The following is a 16,451-nucleotide window of genomic DNA, read 5'->3' as shown; positions in this document are numbered from 1 at the left end:
ACCATGGCCGAATTCCGTTATGGCCCCGTCGAGCTCTACCTCGTCGGGTTCGAAGGCGACCGCCCCGACCCCGGGGTGCTGAGCGCCCTCGCCGATCTCGTCGAGGGCGGGCTCTTCCGCCTGCTCGACCTGGTGATCGTGTCGAAGTCCGAGGACGGCGACATCGACATCGTCGAGATCGAGGACGGCGACATCGTCGAGGGGCTCGGCGACATCGAACTCGCTGAGCTCGGCATCGCCGGCGAAGAGGACATCATCGAGCTCGCCGAGCTCGTTCCGCCGGGCGGGTCGGCGATCATCGTCGCCCTCGAGCTGCTCTTCGCCCGCACGCTCGCCGAGAAGATCGCCGCCGCGGGTGCGGTCGTCCTCAGCGCGGAGCGCATCCCCGCGCCCATCGTCAACGCGGTGCTCGACGCCGCACAGTCCGAAGGAGAATGACCATGATCCGTCGAATGGGCCGTCCCGGCCTCATCGGTCTCGCGGCACGCACGGCCGTCGTCGCAGGCACCGCGACCGCTGTCTCGGGCGCGATGGCGAACAACCAGCAGAAGAAGGCGCAGGCGCAGTACGAGCAGGAGCAGTACCAGGCCGCGCAGCAGCAGGCGCAGATCGACGCTGCCGCCCAGGCGGCCGCAGCGCAGTACGCGGCCCCTGCCGCACCCGCCGCGCCGGCTGCGCCCGCCGGAGGCGTCGACATCGTCGCGGAGCTGCAGAAGCTCGCCTCGCTGAAAGAGGCGGGCATCCTGAGCGATGAGGAGTTCGCCGCGGCGAAGGCGAAACTGCTCGGCTGACGTACACGAAAGGCGGCGGACGAGGATGCCTCGTCCGCCGCCTTTTCGTGTGTCAGTCGACCCGCGGACCCGGCGCGGGCGGGATGACGCCGGCTTCCAGAGCCTCGACCGTTTCGACGACGGGAATCGTGCCCGTCGCGGTGCTGGACCCCTCGAGCAGGGCCGCTTCGGCGTCGAGATCGGTCGCGGCCTGCTGGAACTGGGACTGGTACAGGCGCCAGTAGGCGCCGTGTGCCGCGATGAGCTCTTCGTGCGTGCCCTTCTCGACGATGTCGCCGTGCTCCATCACCAGGATGAGATCGGCGTCGCGGATCGTCGAGAGCCGGTGCGCGATGACGAACGATGTGCGCCCCTGCCGCAGCAGGTTCATCGCCTGCTGGAGCAGCAGCTCGGTACGCGTGTCGACCGAGGACGTCGCCTCATCGAGGATGAGCACCGACGGCTGCGCGATGAACGCACGCGCGATGGTGATGAGCTGCTTCTCGCCGGCCGAGACGTTCGAGGCATCCTCGTCGAGCACGGTGTCGTAGCCGTCGGGCAGCGAGTGCACGAAGCGGTCGACACGGGTCGCCGTGGCGGCCGCGATGATCTCCTCATCGGAGGCCGTCTCACGGCCGTACCGGATGTTGTCGCGGATCGTCCCGGCGAAGAGCCACGGATCCTGCAGCACCATCCCCGTGCGCGACCGCACATCGTCGCGCGTGAGCTCGGCGATGTCCTGCCCGTCGAGCAGGATGCGACCGCCGTCGAGCTCGTAGAAGCGCATGATCAGGTTGACGAGCGTCGTCTTGCCGGCGCCGGTCGGGCCCACGATCGCGACCGTCTGACCCGGTTCGACCCGGAACGACAGGTCGGTGATGAGCGGACGCTCGGGCGTGTACGAGAACTTGACGTGCTCGAACTCGATGACGCCCTCGCCGTCGACCGGCTTCGGGGCGTCCACGGCATCCGGCTCCTGCTCCTCGGCATCCAGCAGCTCGAAGACGCGCTCGGCCGACGCGACGCCCGACTGAACGACGGCGGCCATGCCGCCCAGCTGCGACAGCGGCTGGGTGAACTGCTGCGAGTACTGGATGAACGCCTGCACGTCGCCGAGTCGGAGCTGGCCGCTGGCGACCATCACGCCGCCGAGCACCGCGATGCCGACGTAGGTGAGGTTTCCGATGAAGATCATGCCGGGCATGATCACGTTCGAGAGGAACTGCGCGCGGAAGCTCGCCTGGTAGAGCTCTTCGTTCTCGGCCTCGAACTTCTCGCGGGAGTCCTTCTCGCGCCCGTAGACCTTCACGAGCGCGTGGCCCGAGAACGACTCCTCGACGCGGGCGTTGAGCATGCCGACCTTGCGCCACTGGATGCCGAAGGCCTTCTGCGACTTGGGTCCGATGATGCCGAAGATGACGCCCATGAGGGGGAGCGAGACGAGCGCGACGAGCGCGAGCTGCCACGAGATCGAGAACATCATGAACAGCACGCCGATGACCGTCAGCACCGAGGTGAGCGCCGACGACAGGGACTGCTGCATCGTCTGCGTGATGTTGTCGATGTCGTTCGTCACGCGCGAGATGAGGTCGCCGCGCTTCACCTTGTCGAAGTACGACAGCGGCAGGCGGTTGATCTTCTCCTCGACGTCCTGACGCAGCTGCCACATCGCGCGCACCATGATGATGTTGATGACGTAGCCCTGGATCCAGCTGAGCAGCGACGACGCGACATAGATCGCGAGGACCGCGACGATCACGAGGCGCAGCGCATCGAAGTCGACGCCCTGACCGACGACCAGGCCGTCCATCGCTCCGACGATGTTGGCGAAGTCGGTCTGGCCGGCCGCTTCGAGTGCGGCGACCACATCGGCCTGCGACGTCCCCGCGGGGAACGTCTGCGCGAGCATGAGCGAGGCCGCGCCCTCGAAGATGATGTTGGTCGCCTCGCCGAGGATCTTGGGGGCGATGACGGCGAGGACGACGCCGATCGCACCGAGGATCGACACGATCGTGAAGGCGACCGCATGGGGCTTGAGCAGCCCGATCAGCCGGCCGAAGCTCTTGCCGAAGTTCGCCGCCTTGCCCGGCTTGACGCTGTCCCAGTCGCCGGAGTTCTGCCGCGCCTGCTCGGCGAGTTCGAGCTCGAGCTGTTCTTCTTCGCTCAGGATCTCTGGAGTGCTCATGCCTGCACCGCCAGTTGCGAATCGACGATCTCTCGGTAGGTCGGACTCGACTCGATCAACTCCTCGTGCGTGCCGAGGCCGACCATGCGGCCGTCCTCGAGCACGAGGATGCGATCGGCCTCGGTGATCGTCGAGACGCGCTGCGCGACGACGATCTTGGTCACGTGCGGCAGCTCGCGCCAGAGCGCCTGGCGCAGGCGGGCGTCGGTCGTGAGGTCGAGGGCCGAGAAGGAGTCGTCGAACACGAGCAGGTCGGGCTGGTGCACGATCGCGCGCGCGATGGCGAGACGCTGACGCTGGCCGCCCGACACGTTGGTGCCGCCCTGCGAAATACGCGCTTCGAGCTGCCCTTCCATCTGCTCGACGAAGTCGCGGCCCTGCGCGATCTCGAGCGCGGCCCACAGCTCTTCGTCGGTGGCTTCCTCACGCCCGAACCGGAGGTTCGACGCGACGGTGCCCGAGAAGAGGAAGGGGCGCTGGGGCACGAGGCCGATCCCCTTCCACAGCACGTCCAGATCGGCCTCGCGCACGTCCACGCCGCCGACGAGCACGGCGCCGCCGGTGACGTCGAACAGCCGCGGGATCAGCGAGACGAGCGTCGTCTTGCCGGATCCCGTCGACCCGACGACGGCGACGGTCTCGCCGGGGGCCGCGTCGAAGGTGATCCCCTGTAGCACGGGCGACTCGGCGCCCGGGTAGCTGAACTCGACATCGCGGAACTGCACCGCCCCGCGAGCCGGGAAGTCCGAGATCGGGTTCGACGCGGGGACGAGCGTGGATTCGCTCGCGAGCACCTCGCCGATGCGCTCGGCCGACACGGCGGCCCTCGGGATCATGATGACCATGAAGCTCGCCATGAGCACGCCCATGAGGATCTGCGCGATGTACTGCATGAAGGCGAAGAGCGTGCCGATCTCGATGCTGCCCTCGTTCACCTCGATGCCGCCGAACCAGATGACGCCGACGATCGTGACGTTGAGCACGAGCATCGCCATCGGGAACAGCAGCACGAAGAGGGATCCGACCTTGCGGCCGACGACCATGATGTCGGTGTTCGCGACGGCGAACCGCTCCTCTTCGATGTCCTCACGGACGAAGGCGCGGACGACGCGCACACCGGTGAGCTGCTCGCGCAGGATGCGGTTGACGGCATCGAGCTTCTTCTGGAACTGACGGAAGAGCGGCACCATGCGGCTGACGACGAGCAGCACCATCACGAGGAGAACGGGGACGGCGACCGCGATCAGCCAGCCGAGGCCGAGGTCCTGCCGCAGAGCCATGATCACCCCGCCGATCGCGAGCAGCGGGGCGGTGACGAGCATCGTCGAGCCCATCATCGCGAGCATCTGCACCTGCTGCACGTCGTTCGTGTTGCGGGTGATGAGGGAGCCGGGCCCGAACGCCGAGACCTCGCGCTCGGAGAACGCGCTCACCTTCTCGTAGATGTCGCGGCGGATGTCGCGGCCCGCGGCCATCGACGCCTTCGCCGCGAAGTACGTCGCGATGATCGCGGCGATGATCTGGCCGAGCGAGATCGCGAGCATGAGGGCGCCGGTCGACCAGATGTAGGGCACGTCGCCCTGCGACACGCCCTGGTCGATGATGTCGGCGTTCAGTCGCGGCAGGTACAGCGTCGCGACGGCCGAGATGACCTGGAAGATCAGCAGCGCGAGGAGAAGCCACTTGTAGGGCTTCAGATAGCGGAACAGGAGTTTGCCGAGCACGGTGTCTCCGAAGGTAGAGCGGTGAGATGGCGCCACAAGTGCGGATGCCGCAAGCGCTTGTAAAGGCTACGACCAGGACCCGACATCCTTCCAACCCCAGGGGTACGCCGTGAGCGAATCCGCCGCATTACGGTGGGGGGATGACTGTTCCCGCGCGTGACATGGTCCTCATCGAGGCGGGCACGCTGCGCATGGGATCCGACGACTTCTACCCCGATGAGCGACCCGTGCACGAGCGCAAGATCGCGGCGTTCCTCATCGACAGGTACGAGGTGACGAACGAGGACTACGCGCGCTTCGTCGACGCCACCGGCTATGTCACGGTCGCCGAGCGCGAGCTCGATCCCGCGGCATTCCCGGGTGCCGATCCTGCCGACCTCGTGCCGGGGGCGATGGTCTTCACTCCGACGACGGGCCCCGTGAGCCTGGACGACTGGCGCGCGTGGTGGCGCTGGCAGCCCGGCGCCTTCTGGTGTCGGCCCGCGGGGCCCGGCTCGTCGATCGACGGGCTGCTGCGGCATCCCGTCGTCCACATCGCCTTCGAGGATGCCGTGGCCTACGCCGAATGGGCGGGCGGGCGTCTGCCCACCGAAGCCGAGCACGAGTACGCGGCCCGCGGAGGACTGGTGGGCGCGCGCTTCGCGTGGGGTGACGAAGCGTACCCCGACGGCGTCGCCCAGGCGAACTCGTGGCTCGGGCGGTTCCCCTACGACAACCAGGGGGTCGGCGGCACGGCGCCGGTCGGCTCGTACCCCGCCAACGGGTACGGACTCTTCGATATGACGGGCAACGTCTGGGAGTGGACGAGCGACTACTACACGCCCCGGCACCTGCGACTGTCGGACAAGCCGGTGGATGCCGGCAAGCGCGCGAATCTGCTCGCGACGGCGAGTGCGCAGGACGGATTCGCCACACCCCGCCGCGTGCTCAAGGGCGGCTCGCACCTCTGCTCGCCCGAGTACTGTCTGCGCTTCCGTCCCGCGGCGCGCTCGCCGCAGGCCGAGGACACGGGCATGTCGCACATCGGCTTCCGCATCGCGCGCGACGCCTGATCAGGCCGTTCGTCCGTCGCCTTCCGACCGCGCGCCGGCACGCCGCCGCGCCGCCGCGAACCGTCCCGAACGGCCGGTCGCGTTGCGCCGACCCGTCCCGAACGGCCGCGCAAACCCCGATCCAGCGACCACACGAGACGGCTCGCACGTCAACCCCCGCGACACCCCGCGAACCGTCCCGAACGGCCGGTCGCGTTGCGCTGAACCGTCTCGAACGGCCGGTCGCGTTGCGCTGAACCGTCCCGAACGGCCGTTCAACCCCCGATCCAGCGGCCACACGAGACGGCTCGCACGTCAACACCCGCGACACCCCCGCGCACCGTCCCGAACGGCCGGTCGCGTTGCCCTGCCCCGTCTCGAACGGCCGGTCGCGTTGTCCTGAGCCGTCCCGAACGGCCGCTCAAACCCCGATCCTGCGGCCACGGGAGACGGCTCGCACGTCAACGCCCGCGCAACCCCCGATCCAACGGCCACACGAGACGGCTCGCACGTCAACGCCCGCGACACCCCCGCGACCCGTCCCGAACGGCCGCTCAACCACCGATCCAGCGGCCACACGAGACGGCTCGCGCAGCCGTGAACGACCACGGGGCAAGCGCCGGACGTCAGGGGCGCCAGCCGCGATCGATGAGCGCCTCGCGGACGCGCGCGAGCTTCGCCGCACGCGCGACACCGCGATCCGCCTTGGTGACCCGGATCAGGCGCCACCCCAGTCGTGCGACATCATCGAGGCGCGTGACATCGCGGGCGAACTGCGCGTTGTCCGCGCGATGCTGCTCGCCGTCGAACTCGAGCGCCGTCTTGTATCGGCGGAAGACGAGGTCGCCGAGGGCCACGATCCGCCCATTCTCATCGAGGATCGCGCCGTTCACTTCCGGTTCCGGCAGGCCCGCCTCAAGGGCGTCCATTCGCAGCTCGGTCTCTGCGTACGAGTCGGTGCGTTCACGCACGAGCCGCACCGCCCCGCGCAGGTTCTGGACTCCGCGCCGACCGCTCCATCGCTGCACCGCCTCGTGCAGATCGCTGATCGTCAGGATCGGGTTCCGGCGCCGCACCAGGGCATCCCCGACGAGGACGAGCTCTCGCACCGACAGGTGCTCGCCGAGCTGGCACCACGCATCGGCCGGATGCACGATCGGAATGTCACCGACGTGAGCACGGCGCACGCGTCCGGGTTCCGACTCGTGCCCCCGGACCCCCGCACCCCTGGCCCGCTCGCTGGGGCCGAAGGTCATGACGTGGACGGCTGCAGTGCAGCGGGACGGCGTCCATACGCCGAACACGGCGAGAGCGGATGCGTGGCTGAGCACCTCGCTCTCGCGGAGCTTCGGTGCATACGCGGCCGCTCGGGCGCGAGCATCCATCGGCCCTCGTCGGACCCGGACGCCGTGGAAAGGCGTCTCGAGATCGCCGGCCCGCATCCGCCGTCTCGTCACCCCGAGCGCACGCCCTTCGGCGACGGTGAACCCGTCGAGGCGCAGCGACGACGGCAGCGGCGAAGGACGAGGCATCCCGATAGCCTGCGCCCACACGAACATGCGCACCTGACTCACGGCCGATGTCGTGCAGGATCTGCGCGGGGCACTCCCCTGTGGAGGAGAGCGAACCGTCGCGTCCGGGCGCACCGAGCCCGATCGCGCGGCCATTCGCGACGGCTCGCCACCAGCACATGACCATCTGGGACGGCTCGCTGCAGGGGCCCGGCTCGCCACCAGCGCGCGGCCATTCGCGACGGTTCGACAGACCGTGACGGCCGAGCCGACCGGCTCGTCACTCTGGGGGGAACACCTCGGACCAGTCGTCGCGGACGCTCACGACCGTGAATCCGTGGACGGATGCGGCATCCAACGCTAACTCGGCACCCTTGTCGTACGGCGCGTCACCGCGCCCGTCGTCGTCGTGGTGCACGAGCAGGGCGAGGCTGCGCGACGAGCCCTGTGCGAACCGGAGCATCGGGATGTCGCCGTTCGAGTTGCCCGCCGCGAGGATCGGGCGCCTGCCGACGCGGGTCCAGATTCGGACGGGCTTCTCTGGCCCGTCGTCGAAGAAGGCGAGCTTCGGGGTGTAGCGCACGACGTTGGCGTCGGCATCGTACTCGAGCCCCATCGCCGTGCCGATGACGCGCTGCGCCGGGATGCCGTAGTAGTCGTACGTCATCGGCCGCATGAAGTCGCGCTCGCCGCCCGAGACGATGTACGTGCGGAAGTCGTGGGCGTCCAGCAGCCGGATGAGCTCGACCATCGGCTGGTAGACCGTATGGGCGTAGGAGCTCCCGAGGGTCAGGTGGCGGGCGTCTCGGTAGAAGGCGGCGACGGATGCCTCGTACTCCTCGACGCTGGCGCCTGCGCTCGACGCGGACACCGCCGCGATGAGCGCACCGAGATCGGAATCGTCGCCGGCGTAGTGCTTGTCGATCGCCGCGCCGAGCCACGCGTAGTCACCGGTCACCGCGGCTCTGTACGGCTGCTTCTCGGCGAGCGCCGGATCAGCGGCCGCGGCGGCCTTCCACTGCTCGAGCAGATAGTGCAGCTGCGTCGGCATCGGCTTCTCGGTCCAGAGCGTCCCGTCGTTGTCGAAGACCGCCACGCGGCCGTCGACCGGCACGAAGTCGGGGCTCCCGTCGGTCGTGACGGCCGAGACGAACTCGAGGATCGCCGCTCGGGTGGGCGTGTCTCGCCACGACGGCAGGGTGTTGCTCATGAGTTGACCCTAGACATAGCTCCGCTTGCGTTGTCCGGTTGGATGCGCGGCCCTGCCCTTCAGTTGGAGGCTGAGAGTCCGTGCATCATCCTGGCGAGCTGCTCCTGTACTTGCGCGTCGTCGGTTTCGAAGATCGCGTAGCTGATGCCCGCGGTCTGGATCGGCCGGTTCGGGTACTTCTTGTAACTGGGCAGTACGCCGAGGAGGCGATCGGCCATCTGGGGCAGCTGCCACGTCTTCTCCGCGAAGCTGTTCATGAAGATGTCGTACCGCTCCTGCGGGTCCTGCCAGAGGTCGAACAGCTCGGGAACGATCGCGGTGTAGGAGGCAGGTCCGCGCCAGCCGTCCCGGATGTTCCAGACGGCTTTCCATTTGCCGAGTCGGATCGCGCCGGGGATCATCTCCGTCTCGGTCATGTAGAACCAGTGGTCGCGCGTCGACGGCCCTTCGCCTTTCAGAAGCGCGGTCTGGTCGTAGCTGTCGAAGATGGTCGGTTCCCCATCGCGGTCCTCGGTGGGAAGCTCGATGCCGGCGATGCTCGCGAAGGTCGCCATCAGGTCGAGCGACCCGACGATCTCGGAGTTGCGACGGCCCGCTTCGATCGTGCCCGGCCACCACGCGATCGCCGGCACGCGACTGCCACCCTCGTAGTCGGTGCCCTTGGTGCCGCGGTACGGCGTGTACCCGCAGTCGGGATACACGTCCTGCCATGCACCGTTGTCGGTTGTCCACACGACGAGCGTGTTCTCGGCGATGCCCAGCTCGCGGACCTTGTCGATGACCTGACCCACGCGATGGTCGAGCTCGACCAGCGAGTCGAGGTACTTCGACTTCGCCATCGACGCGCCTTCGAAGTCCGGATGCGGGAGGTTCGGCTGATGGAGCTTCGCGGTGTTCAGGTAGAGGAAGAACGGGTTCTCACCTTCGGCGTGGTCCTGGATGTAGTCGAGGGCGAGGTCGGTGGACTTCTCGTCGATGAGGGGGATGTTGCTGGAGTCGATCTTCTCGACCTCGCGAGCGGGCTCCCCGACTTTTCCCTCGAGGGCGCCGATGACATTGCCCCACATCTTCATCGTCGCCGGGTCGTCGAACGGGAAGTCCGGGTTGTAGGCCTTGTCGGTGTAGGTATACGCGTTGAGGTGGTACAGGGTCGTGTTGTACATCTCGTCGAAGCCGTGCGCGATCGGCAACGAGTAGTCGGCCTCACCCACGTGCCACTTTCCGATCTGGCAGGTGTCGTAGCCGGCCTTCTTGAGGACACTCCCGAGCGTCCATTCCGCCGCCGGGAGCCCACCGCCTTGCCCGGGGAACGCGACGGTCGTCATGCCGCTGCGGATCGGCAGTCGTCCCGTCAGCGCCGCGGCACGACCGGGCGTGCAACTGGGCTGCCCGTAGAAGGACATGAACTGGAGACCTTCAGCGGCGAGACGGTCGAGATTCGGCGTCGGTGCGCCGCGGTTCTCACCGCCTCCGTAGCAACCCAGATCACCCCATCCCACATCGTCGGACATGAACAGGATGATGTTGGGCTTGTCGGTCATTCGCCGTCCCTCCTCGCGTGCACCGTGGTCACGTCCGAACGTAACGGTCGGACCCGTCAGGCGCCAGAGGGGCTCTGACCCGGTCGGCGCGGCGGGGCCGGCGCCCTCAGTCCACGACTCCGTCGAGTCGGCGCTCGCGGGCGGCCGCGGCATCCCCCGACAGCCATCTCAGCCATCTCTTGCCGGGGTCGCCCTCGAGGATCAGCGCCCGCACGAGGAGGGTCAGCGGGATCGAGAGGATCGCACCGAGCGGCCCGATGATGAAGGTCCAGAAGATCACCGAGAAGAAGCTCAGCGTGAGGCTCAGGTCGACGGCGTCGCTCACGAACTTCGGCTGGATGAGCACCTGCAGCGTGACGTTCACGACGCAGTAGATCGCGATGACGACGAGCATCATCGGCCAGCCGCCCACGACGAGCGCGAGCAGAGCGGGCGGGATGAGCCCGAGCACGAAGCCGATGTTGGGCACGAAGTTCGTCACGAAGGCGAGGATCGCCCACACGGCCGGAGCCGGAACCCCGAGCGCCCACAGGGCGAGGCCGTCGATGATCGCGACGATCGCCCCGAAGATCGCGTTGACGACGTAGTACCGGCGGACGCCCGTGTTGAACGCCTGGAACCGACGCACGACCGGGCGGATCGACGCGCCGAAGGATGCCTCGGCCCGCGCGTACCGCGAGCCGTCGGCCGCCATGAAGATGACGTACGCCAGGACGAAGAAGAATGCGGTGAGCACGCTCAGCACCGTGCCGCCCAGGGACGCCGCGAACGCCGCGATATTCGCGGGTTCGAGCAGCGCGCCCGTCGCATCCGCCGCCTGATCGTCGAGCCCCGCGGACTGCAGCCACGCGATGACCGACTGGGCCGTGGCTTGCAGCTCGTCGGCGTAGTCGGCGACGAGGCGCACGAACTGCGTTCCCGCGAACCACAGGAGGGCGACCAGGAACGCGAGGATCACGTAGGCGAGCACGATGACGGCCGTCGTCGCGGTCCACGACGGCCATCCGCGCCGCTCGAGCGGATGCCGCAGCGGGTGGCAGATGATGACGATGACGGCCGCGAGCGCGAGCGGGCCGACGAGTTCCCTCGCGAACGAGAGCCCTGCCAGGGCGATGACCGCGGCGGCGAGCCCGAGCAGCACCCGCAGCGTCGGCGAAAGCACGGGCTGCGGTGCGGGGACGGGCTCGGGAGCGCGCTTCACGTCGTCAGGCTATCGGCGCGCGCCGCATCATGCGCATACGGCGCGCGCCGGCGCCTCGCCCCTCGCCGGCTCAGCGTACGGTGACCGGCGGCGGAGCCCACGTGCCGTTCAGAACAGACGGCTTGGGCGAGTAGAGCCGCATGATGATTCGCAGGGGTCCTGCCGGAGCAGGAAGCCAGTTCGCCGTGAGCTCCCCGCCCGGGTCGGTGGGGCCGTAGAACACATCGAGCGAGCCATCGGCGTTGTAGTGCAGCGCGTCGCGATCGCCCAGCGCGAAGCGGTTCAGGAGGTTCGGCGCCTGGAAGCTGTCGTGGTCGTACATCGTGGTCGACCAGAACGCGTTGACCGGCGGGAGGTCGGATGCCTCGAAGTGCTGCACGTAGTCCTTCTCGCCGACGACGGGGTCGCCCGCGGCATCCGCGATGAGGAGGGGATAGACGGCGTCCTCAGCGGGGTTCGCGCCGAGGCCGATCATCGTGACGATCGCGCGCTTGAGGTAGTAGTTGCCGTACACGCCCATCGTGTCGGTGTTGAGCGCCCACCCGTTCGCGACGCGAGCCATCGTGTTGAGCCGGCTGAGCTGGAGCTGCAGCGCCGCCTTCGCACCCTTCTCCAGGGCCGCGATCTCGTTGGAGTCGAAGCGTGACGCGTCGAACTCTTCGCCGGGGGCGATCCCGATGGCCTTCAGCCGCGCGAGCATGGAGAAGTCCGTCGAGTGCGGCGCGTACTGCGCCAGAAGTCGGGATGCGTAGCCGAAGAAGTCCGTCGCCGGGAGTGCGTTCACCGCGGCCAGCGGTTCTTCCTGCCGATTGAGGGATGCCGGAGCCACCGACGCGCGCAATGCGTGCGACGGCTCACCCCCAGCCGCCCGGGTGAGCTTCAGTCCGTCTTGGAACGCGTTCACAGCGGCGTAGTCGGCGGGGCCATTGGTCTGGGTGCGGCCGATCATCCACAGGACCGGCGTCGGCGCGCGCAGCACCGACGCGCCGTGCGGGGCATCGCCCTCCCAGCCGGGAGGGACGATGAGGAACATCCCGGCCCCTGTGCCGGTCGTCCGCTTGCCGGGCACGGCGAAGGCATCCGTCCACATGTCGAGGAAGGGCATCAGGTAATAGCGTCCCCCGCTGTCGGGCACCTCGAGGAGCAATGGACCGTCGGAGAGGTCGAGCCACGCACTCGAGTAGAGGGTGTCGAAGTTGGGCGCCACGACGGCACGGAAGTCGGCGGGCGGAAAGGCTCGCACGTGCCCCAGGGTGTTGGGTGCGGCGTGCGCGAGACCGCCCGTCGAGGCCGGGTCGGTCAGCTGGAGGCGCGTGGCATCCATCGTCACGAGCGGGTAGAAGTACGAGTACGCCTCTTCGGCGAGTTCGGTCAGGTCGTCGAGACTCAGGGTGGTCATGGGTCCACTCTGTCGACGCGCCACTCCGGCGACGTCACCCGTCGCGGGCGATATCGATGCGCGCTACTCCGACGCCGCGTCGGCGTCGTGCACCGACTTCTTCTTCCGACGCAGGTGCAGCATGGGCACGGGCAGCTCCGGCTTCGGATCCTTCGAGACACGCTCGTAGACGAGCGACGACATCGTGGCGACGATGAGGCCGACGAGCACGACGCCACCCGCCATCAGCACGACCGCCGCGATGCGGCCCATGGGGGTCACCGGTACGTAGTCGCCGTAGCCGACCGTGGTGACGGTGCAGAACGCCCACCAGACGGAGTCGCCGTACGTCTTGATCGTCGCGCCCGGCGCGTGGCGCTCGAACTGCAGGACGAGGAGGGAGATGTACCAGATGAGCAGAAGCGCCGAGCCGACACCGTAGATGAGGAGCTTGGCGCGAAGATTGGATGCCGCGGACCGACCGAACACGCGGGTGAAGGTGTCGAGCAGCCGGACGGGCCGAATGGCGGGGACGAGCACCATCGACAGCGCCGCAAGGTGCGACCGGAACCACGCCGCACGGGGACTCGCGAGGATGAGACGACCGATGTAGTCGACGATGAACAGCAGCCAGACCGCACCGATGATGCTCTCCGCGACGAGCGCGGGGGTGCCGCTCAAGTCGCCGATGACGTGGACCGTGTACGCGACGAGGAACAGGATCGCCGCGAACGTGAGCGGCCAGTACATGAGCTGCGACCACCGGTGAGTCGCCGCCGTCTCCCCGGGTTTGAGGGGGATAACGGCCGGATCGGCGGGGCGCGCATCGGTCATGATCGCACTGTAGCCGCGGGCCGAGTCGATGCGCAGAAGACGTTCCGCCGTACCCCCGACTCGGATAGCGTCGACAGTGCCGCGGCCGCGGCATCCATCCCCTCTCGAGGAGCCCCCATGCCCGAGACCATCTACCCCTTCGACGACACGCGCGACTTCGAAGACGCGTCCCGCGGGCTCATCGCGACGCACGACCCCAACGTCATCCGCAACGCCGCGGGCGACGTCGTATGGAACGGTCAGGCGTACATCGACTTCCTCGCGGGCGAGGCGCCCGACACCGTCCACCCGAGCCTGTGGCGCCAGTCGCGACTCGTCTCGATGGCGGGCCTTTTCGAAGTCGTGCCCGGCATCTACCAGGTACGGGGCTTCGATCTGTCGAACATCACGTTCGTCGAAGGTGACACGGGCGTCATCGTGATCGACCCGCTCATCTCGGAGGAGACGGCCGAAGCCGCGATCGCACTGTACCGCGAGCATCGCGGAGACCGTCCCGTCACGGGCCTCATCTACACGCACAGCCACGTCGACCACTTCGGCGGCGCGAAGGGCGTCACGACCCAGGAGGACGTGGATGCCGGCAAGGTGCCGGTCATCGCACCCGACGGGTTCCTCGAGCACGCCATCGCCGAGAACGTCTACGCGGGAACCGCCATGGCACGCCGCGCGGGCTACATGTACGGGGCGGCGCTGGATCGCAGCGCGACGGGCGGAGTCGGCGCCGGTCTCGGTCAGACGACGTCGACCGGCACGGTGACGCTCATCCCGCCGACCGACCTCATCACGACGACGGGCGAGGAGCGCACGATCGACGGCGTGCGGATCGTGTTCCAGATGGCGCCCGGCACAGAGGCTCCCTCCGAGATGCACTTCTTCTTCCCCGACCGCAAGGCCCTGTGCATGGCCGAGAACGCGACCCATACGCTCCACAACCTCCTCACGCTGCGCGGCGCGGTCGTGCGCGACCCCAACGTGTGGGCGAAGTACCTGAGCGAGGCGATCGAGACCTTCGCCGATGAGGCCGACGTCGTCTTCGCCTCCCACCACTGGCCGACATGGGGCATCGAGAACATCCGCGAGTTCCTCTCGATACAGCGCGACATGTACGCGTACCTCCACGACCAGACCCTGAGGATGCTGAACCAGGGCCTCACCGGCATCGAGATCGCCGAGGAGTTCGTCATGCCGCCCGCGCTCGACGCGTCGTGGAGCACGCACGGCTACTACGGCTCCGTGAGCCACAACGTCAAGGCGATCTACCAGCGCTACATGGGCTGGTACGACGGCAACCCTGCCCGGCTGTGGGCGCTCCCGCCCGTCGACGCCGCGAAGAAGTATGTCGAGTTCATGGGCGGGGCGGATGCCGTCGTCGAGAAGGCACGTGAGTCCTTCGACTCCGGCGACTATCGCTGGACGGCGCAGGTGCTCGATCACGTCGTCTTCGCCGAGCCGACTCACGCGGCGGGCAGAGCGCTGCTCGCCGACGCGCTCGAGCAGCTGGGCTACGGATCCGAGAACGGCACGTGGCGCGACGTCTACCTGTCGGGCGCCAAAGAGCTGCGCGACGGCAGCTTCGGCACCCCGACGGTGACCTCGGCCCCCGACATCCTCGCGGCGCTGCCGCCCGCGCTCTTCTTCGACGGTCTCGCGATCCAGGTCGACGGGCCGAAGGCGTGGGACCTCGACATCGCGATGCGCTGGGTCTTCCCCGACACCGACGAAACGTTCCGCGTGACGCTGCGCAACGGCGTGCTCGTGGCCGTGCCGAGCGGCAAGGGAGACGTGACGCTCACCGCCACCGTGCCGCAGGCCGCCATCGGCGCACTTGCTGCGGGCTCGGTCGACGGCGCGGTCGCGGCGGGCATGACCCTCGACGGCGACGCGTCGGTGCTCCAGCAGGTGCTGTCAGTGCTCGACCCGGGCGACCCCGACTTCGAGATCATCCTCCCCTGACGCTCACACCGCCCCGCCGGTGTCCTGCTGCAGGGCGGCGGCGTTGCGGATGAAGAGGATGATCCAGGCGAAGATGAGGATGCCGGCCACGAGCTCGACGGCGGTGAGCGTGTAGTACCCGACGGCGAAGAAGACCGCGAGCACGACGATGACGGCCGTGAACACCCAGCCGAGCACGAGGAAGGCGCGGGGCAGGTCGGGGATCCATGCGTGCAGCCGGAACACGAGGATCCCGTAGACGACCGCCATGCCGGAGGCGACACCCGTGTGGATGGCGAAGAACTGATCGACCGGGAAGACGCCGACGAGCCCGAGGAAGATGCCGACGAGGATGAGGCACGTCCGCACGCGCGCGAGACCGTGAGGGTTGGGGGTCGGGATGCCGCGCACCGTGTAGCGAGCGAGGGTCGTGACGATGATGCCCGCGACGATGAGCGTGAGGTTGAAGGTCATGGCCGACAGGTCGTTCGTCATGCCGAGTGCGCTCAGGTTGTCCTTCCACCAGTTCGGGTCGCTCGCCGTCAGCATGCTCGCGATGACGCCCTCGGTGAGGAAGACCGCCAGCACGACGGCGAGCAGCTGCAGATCCATGTGCGTTGCAGAGTAGAAGACCACGTACCCGGTCACCGCGGCGACGGCGCCCGACAGGATGAGGACGGGCAGCGCGAAGACCTCGGCACCGATGAAGCCCTGCTCGAGGATGACGGCGAGAAGGGTCCACGTGAGCAGAGCGATGATCGCGTGCGCGAACGCGAGGGCGGCGATATCGACGATGTCCAGCCAGTGGAACCTGCCGCCCGCGCCGATCAGCAGGCGACCAGCGACGAAGGCGAGGATCGCCACGACGGCGGAGGCGATCGCCGCATACTGCCCGACCGACCCCGGACCCGAGATCGGCGCATCCTGAAACCCGAAGACGAAAAGTGCGATGACCGCGGAGAGGACGAAGGATGCCGCGCCGACGCCGAGCGCGAGCGTCTCGAGCGAACGCTCCCCCGCGACATCGGCGTCGCCCGACGCTGCGGCAAGGAGGCGGGATTCACGGCGCGACGCCGGAGCAGAGGGTGATATCACGGGGTGAGATTAGCGCTCCCCCGTGCTCGAGGGCGATAG

13 protein-coding genes are annotated in these 16,451 nt (G+C 68.2%); 4 read left to right on the top strand and 9 right to left on the bottom strand.

Going from position 1 to position 16,451, the window contains the following annotated elements:
• Window positions 1-3: 3 nt before the first annotated feature.
• Together MA876_RS05290 and MA876_RS05285 are read left to right on the top strand one after the other, a co-directional pair.
• Window positions 4-438: a DUF6325 family protein gene (locus MA876_RS05290; RefSeq protein WP_248146702.1), complete on the top strand. Its 435-nt coding sequence runs from the start codon at window positions 4-6 to the stop codon at window positions 436-438.
• 2 nt (window positions 439-440) lie between these two features.
• Window positions 441-791 carry an SHOCT domain-containing protein gene (locus MA876_RS05285; RefSeq protein WP_248146700.1) on the top strand — a complete coding sequence of 117 codons (351 nt, stop codon included), beginning with the start codon at window positions 441-443 and terminating at the stop codon, window positions 789-791.
• Between the two features lie 52 nt (window positions 792-843).
• Here the strand turns inward: MA876_RS05285 and MA876_RS05280 are convergent, their stop codons facing one another.
• Window positions 844-2,955 (bottom strand): ABC transporter ATP-binding protein, encoded by a 2,112-nt coding sequence (locus MA876_RS05280; RefSeq protein ID WP_248146697.1) that lies wholly within the window; start codon window positions 2,953-2,955, stop codon window positions 844-846.
• Window positions 2,952-4,679, bottom strand: a complete 1,728-nt coding sequence (locus MA876_RS05275) for an ABC transporter ATP-binding protein (protein WP_248146695.1) — start codon at window positions 4,677-4,679, stop codon at window positions 2,952-2,954. Before MA876_RS05275 ends, MA876_RS05280 begins: the two co-directional genes overlap by 4 nt.
• A gap of 161 nt (window positions 4,680-4,840) precedes the next feature.
• On the opposite strand from MA876_RS05275, the gene MA876_RS05270 reads away from it, so the two are divergent.
• A complete protein-coding gene (locus tag MA876_RS05270; protein WP_248147184.1) occupies window positions 4,841-5,731 on the top strand; it encodes a formylglycine-generating enzyme family protein in 891 nt (296 codons plus the stop codon).
• 605 nt (window positions 5,732-6,336) lie between these two features.
• Here the strand turns inward: MA876_RS05270 and MA876_RS05265 are convergent.
• From MA876_RS05265 to MA876_RS05240, 6 genes are all read right to left on the bottom strand, one after another.
• Complete coding sequence (locus MA876_RS05265) at window positions 6,337-7,242, bottom strand: putative endonuclease domain-containing protein (protein WP_248146693.1); 906 nt, start codon at window positions 7,240-7,242, stop codon at window positions 6,337-6,339.
• 259 nt (window positions 7,243-7,501) lie between these two features.
• Window positions 7,502-8,431, bottom strand: coding sequence for an HAD family hydrolase (locus MA876_RS05260; protein ID WP_248146691.1), 930 nt, complete (start codon window positions 8,429-8,431; stop codon window positions 7,502-7,504).
• Between the two features lie 59 nt (window positions 8,432-8,490).
• On the bottom strand, window positions 8,491-9,972 hold the full coding sequence (locus MA876_RS05255) for an arylsulfatase (RefSeq protein ID WP_248146689.1): 1,482 nt from the start codon (window positions 9,970-9,972) through the stop codon (window positions 8,491-8,493).
• Between the two features lie 106 nt (window positions 9,973-10,078).
• Window positions 10,079-11,173 (bottom strand): AI-2E family transporter, encoded by a 1,095-nt coding sequence (locus tag MA876_RS05250; RefSeq protein ID WP_248146687.1) that lies wholly within the window; start codon window positions 11,171-11,173, stop codon window positions 10,079-10,081.
• 70 nt (window positions 11,174-11,243) lie between these two features.
• On the bottom strand, window positions 11,244-12,572 hold the full coding sequence (locus tag MA876_RS05245; protein ID WP_248146685.1) for a DUF1254 domain-containing protein: 1,329 nt from the start codon (window positions 12,570-12,572) through the stop codon (window positions 11,244-11,246).
• A 63-nt stretch (window positions 12,573-12,635) separates the two neighbouring features.
• Window positions 12,636-13,385 carry a potassium channel family protein gene (locus MA876_RS05240; protein ID WP_248146683.1) on the bottom strand — a complete coding sequence of 250 codons (750 nt, stop codon included), beginning with the start codon at window positions 13,383-13,385 and terminating at the stop codon, window positions 12,636-12,638.
• 117 nt (window positions 13,386-13,502) lie between these two features.
• Here MA876_RS05240 and MA876_RS05235 point away from each other — a divergent pair, with 117 nt between their 5' ends.
• Window positions 13,503-15,338: an alkyl/aryl-sulfatase gene (locus MA876_RS05235; RefSeq protein WP_248146681.1), complete on the top strand. Its 1,836-nt coding sequence runs from the start codon at window positions 13,503-13,505 to the stop codon at window positions 15,336-15,338.
• Between the two features lie 3 nt (window positions 15,339-15,341).
• On the opposite strand, the gene MA876_RS19255 is transcribed toward MA876_RS05235, so the two are convergent.
• Window positions 15,342-16,412: a DUF998 domain-containing protein gene (locus MA876_RS19255; protein ID WP_248146679.1), complete on the bottom strand. Its 1,071-nt coding sequence runs from the start codon at window positions 16,410-16,412 to the stop codon at window positions 15,342-15,344.
• Window positions 16,413-16,451: the final 39 nt, after the last annotated feature.

It is taken from the genome of Microbacterium aoyamense, from assembly GCF_023155855.1.
GTDB classification, from domain to species: Bacteria; Actinomycetota; Actinomycetes; order Actinomycetales; family Microbacteriaceae; genus Microbacterium; species Microbacterium aoyamense.
This window is presented reverse-complemented; position numbering and strand designations above follow the sequence as displayed.

Bases quoted from the DNA above. Each gene is read 5' to 3' on its own strand.
- MA876_RS05290 (WP_248146702.1), top strand. From the start codon at position 4: ATGGCCGAATTCCGTTATGGCCCCGTCGAGCTCTACCTCGTCGGGTTC.
- MA876_RS05285 (WP_248146700.1), top strand. From the start codon at position 441: ATGATCCGTCGAATGGGCCGTCCCGGCCTCATCGGTCTCGCGGCACGC.
- MA876_RS05280 (WP_248146697.1), bottom strand. From the start codon at position 2,955: ATGAGCACTCCAGAGATCCTGAGCGAAGAAGAACAGCTCGAGCTCGAA.
- MA876_RS05270 (WP_248147184.1), top strand. From the start codon at position 4,841: ATGGTCCTCATCGAGGCGGGCACGCTGCGCATGGGATCCGACGACTTC.
- MA876_RS05265 (WP_248146693.1), bottom strand. From the start codon at position 7,242: ATGCCTCGTCCTTCGCCGCTGCCGTCGTCGCTGCGCCTCGACGGGTTC.
- MA876_RS05260 (WP_248146691.1), bottom strand. From the start codon at position 8,431: ATGAGCAACACCCTGCCGTCGTGGCGAGACACGCCCACCCGAGCGGCG.
- MA876_RS05255 (WP_248146689.1), bottom strand. From the start codon at position 9,972: ATGACCGACAAGCCCAACATCATCCTGTTCATGTCCGACGATGTGGGA.
- MA876_RS05245 (WP_248146685.1), bottom strand. From the start codon at position 12,572: ATGACCACCCTGAGTCTCGACGACCTGACCGAACTCGCCGAAGAGGCG.
- MA876_RS05240 (WP_248146683.1), bottom strand. From the start codon at position 13,385: ATGACCGATGCGCGCCCCGCCGATCCGGCCGTTATCCCCCTCAAACCC.
- MA876_RS05235 (WP_248146681.1), top strand. From the start codon at position 13,503: ATGCCCGAGACCATCTACCCCTTCGACGACACGCGCGACTTCGAAGAC.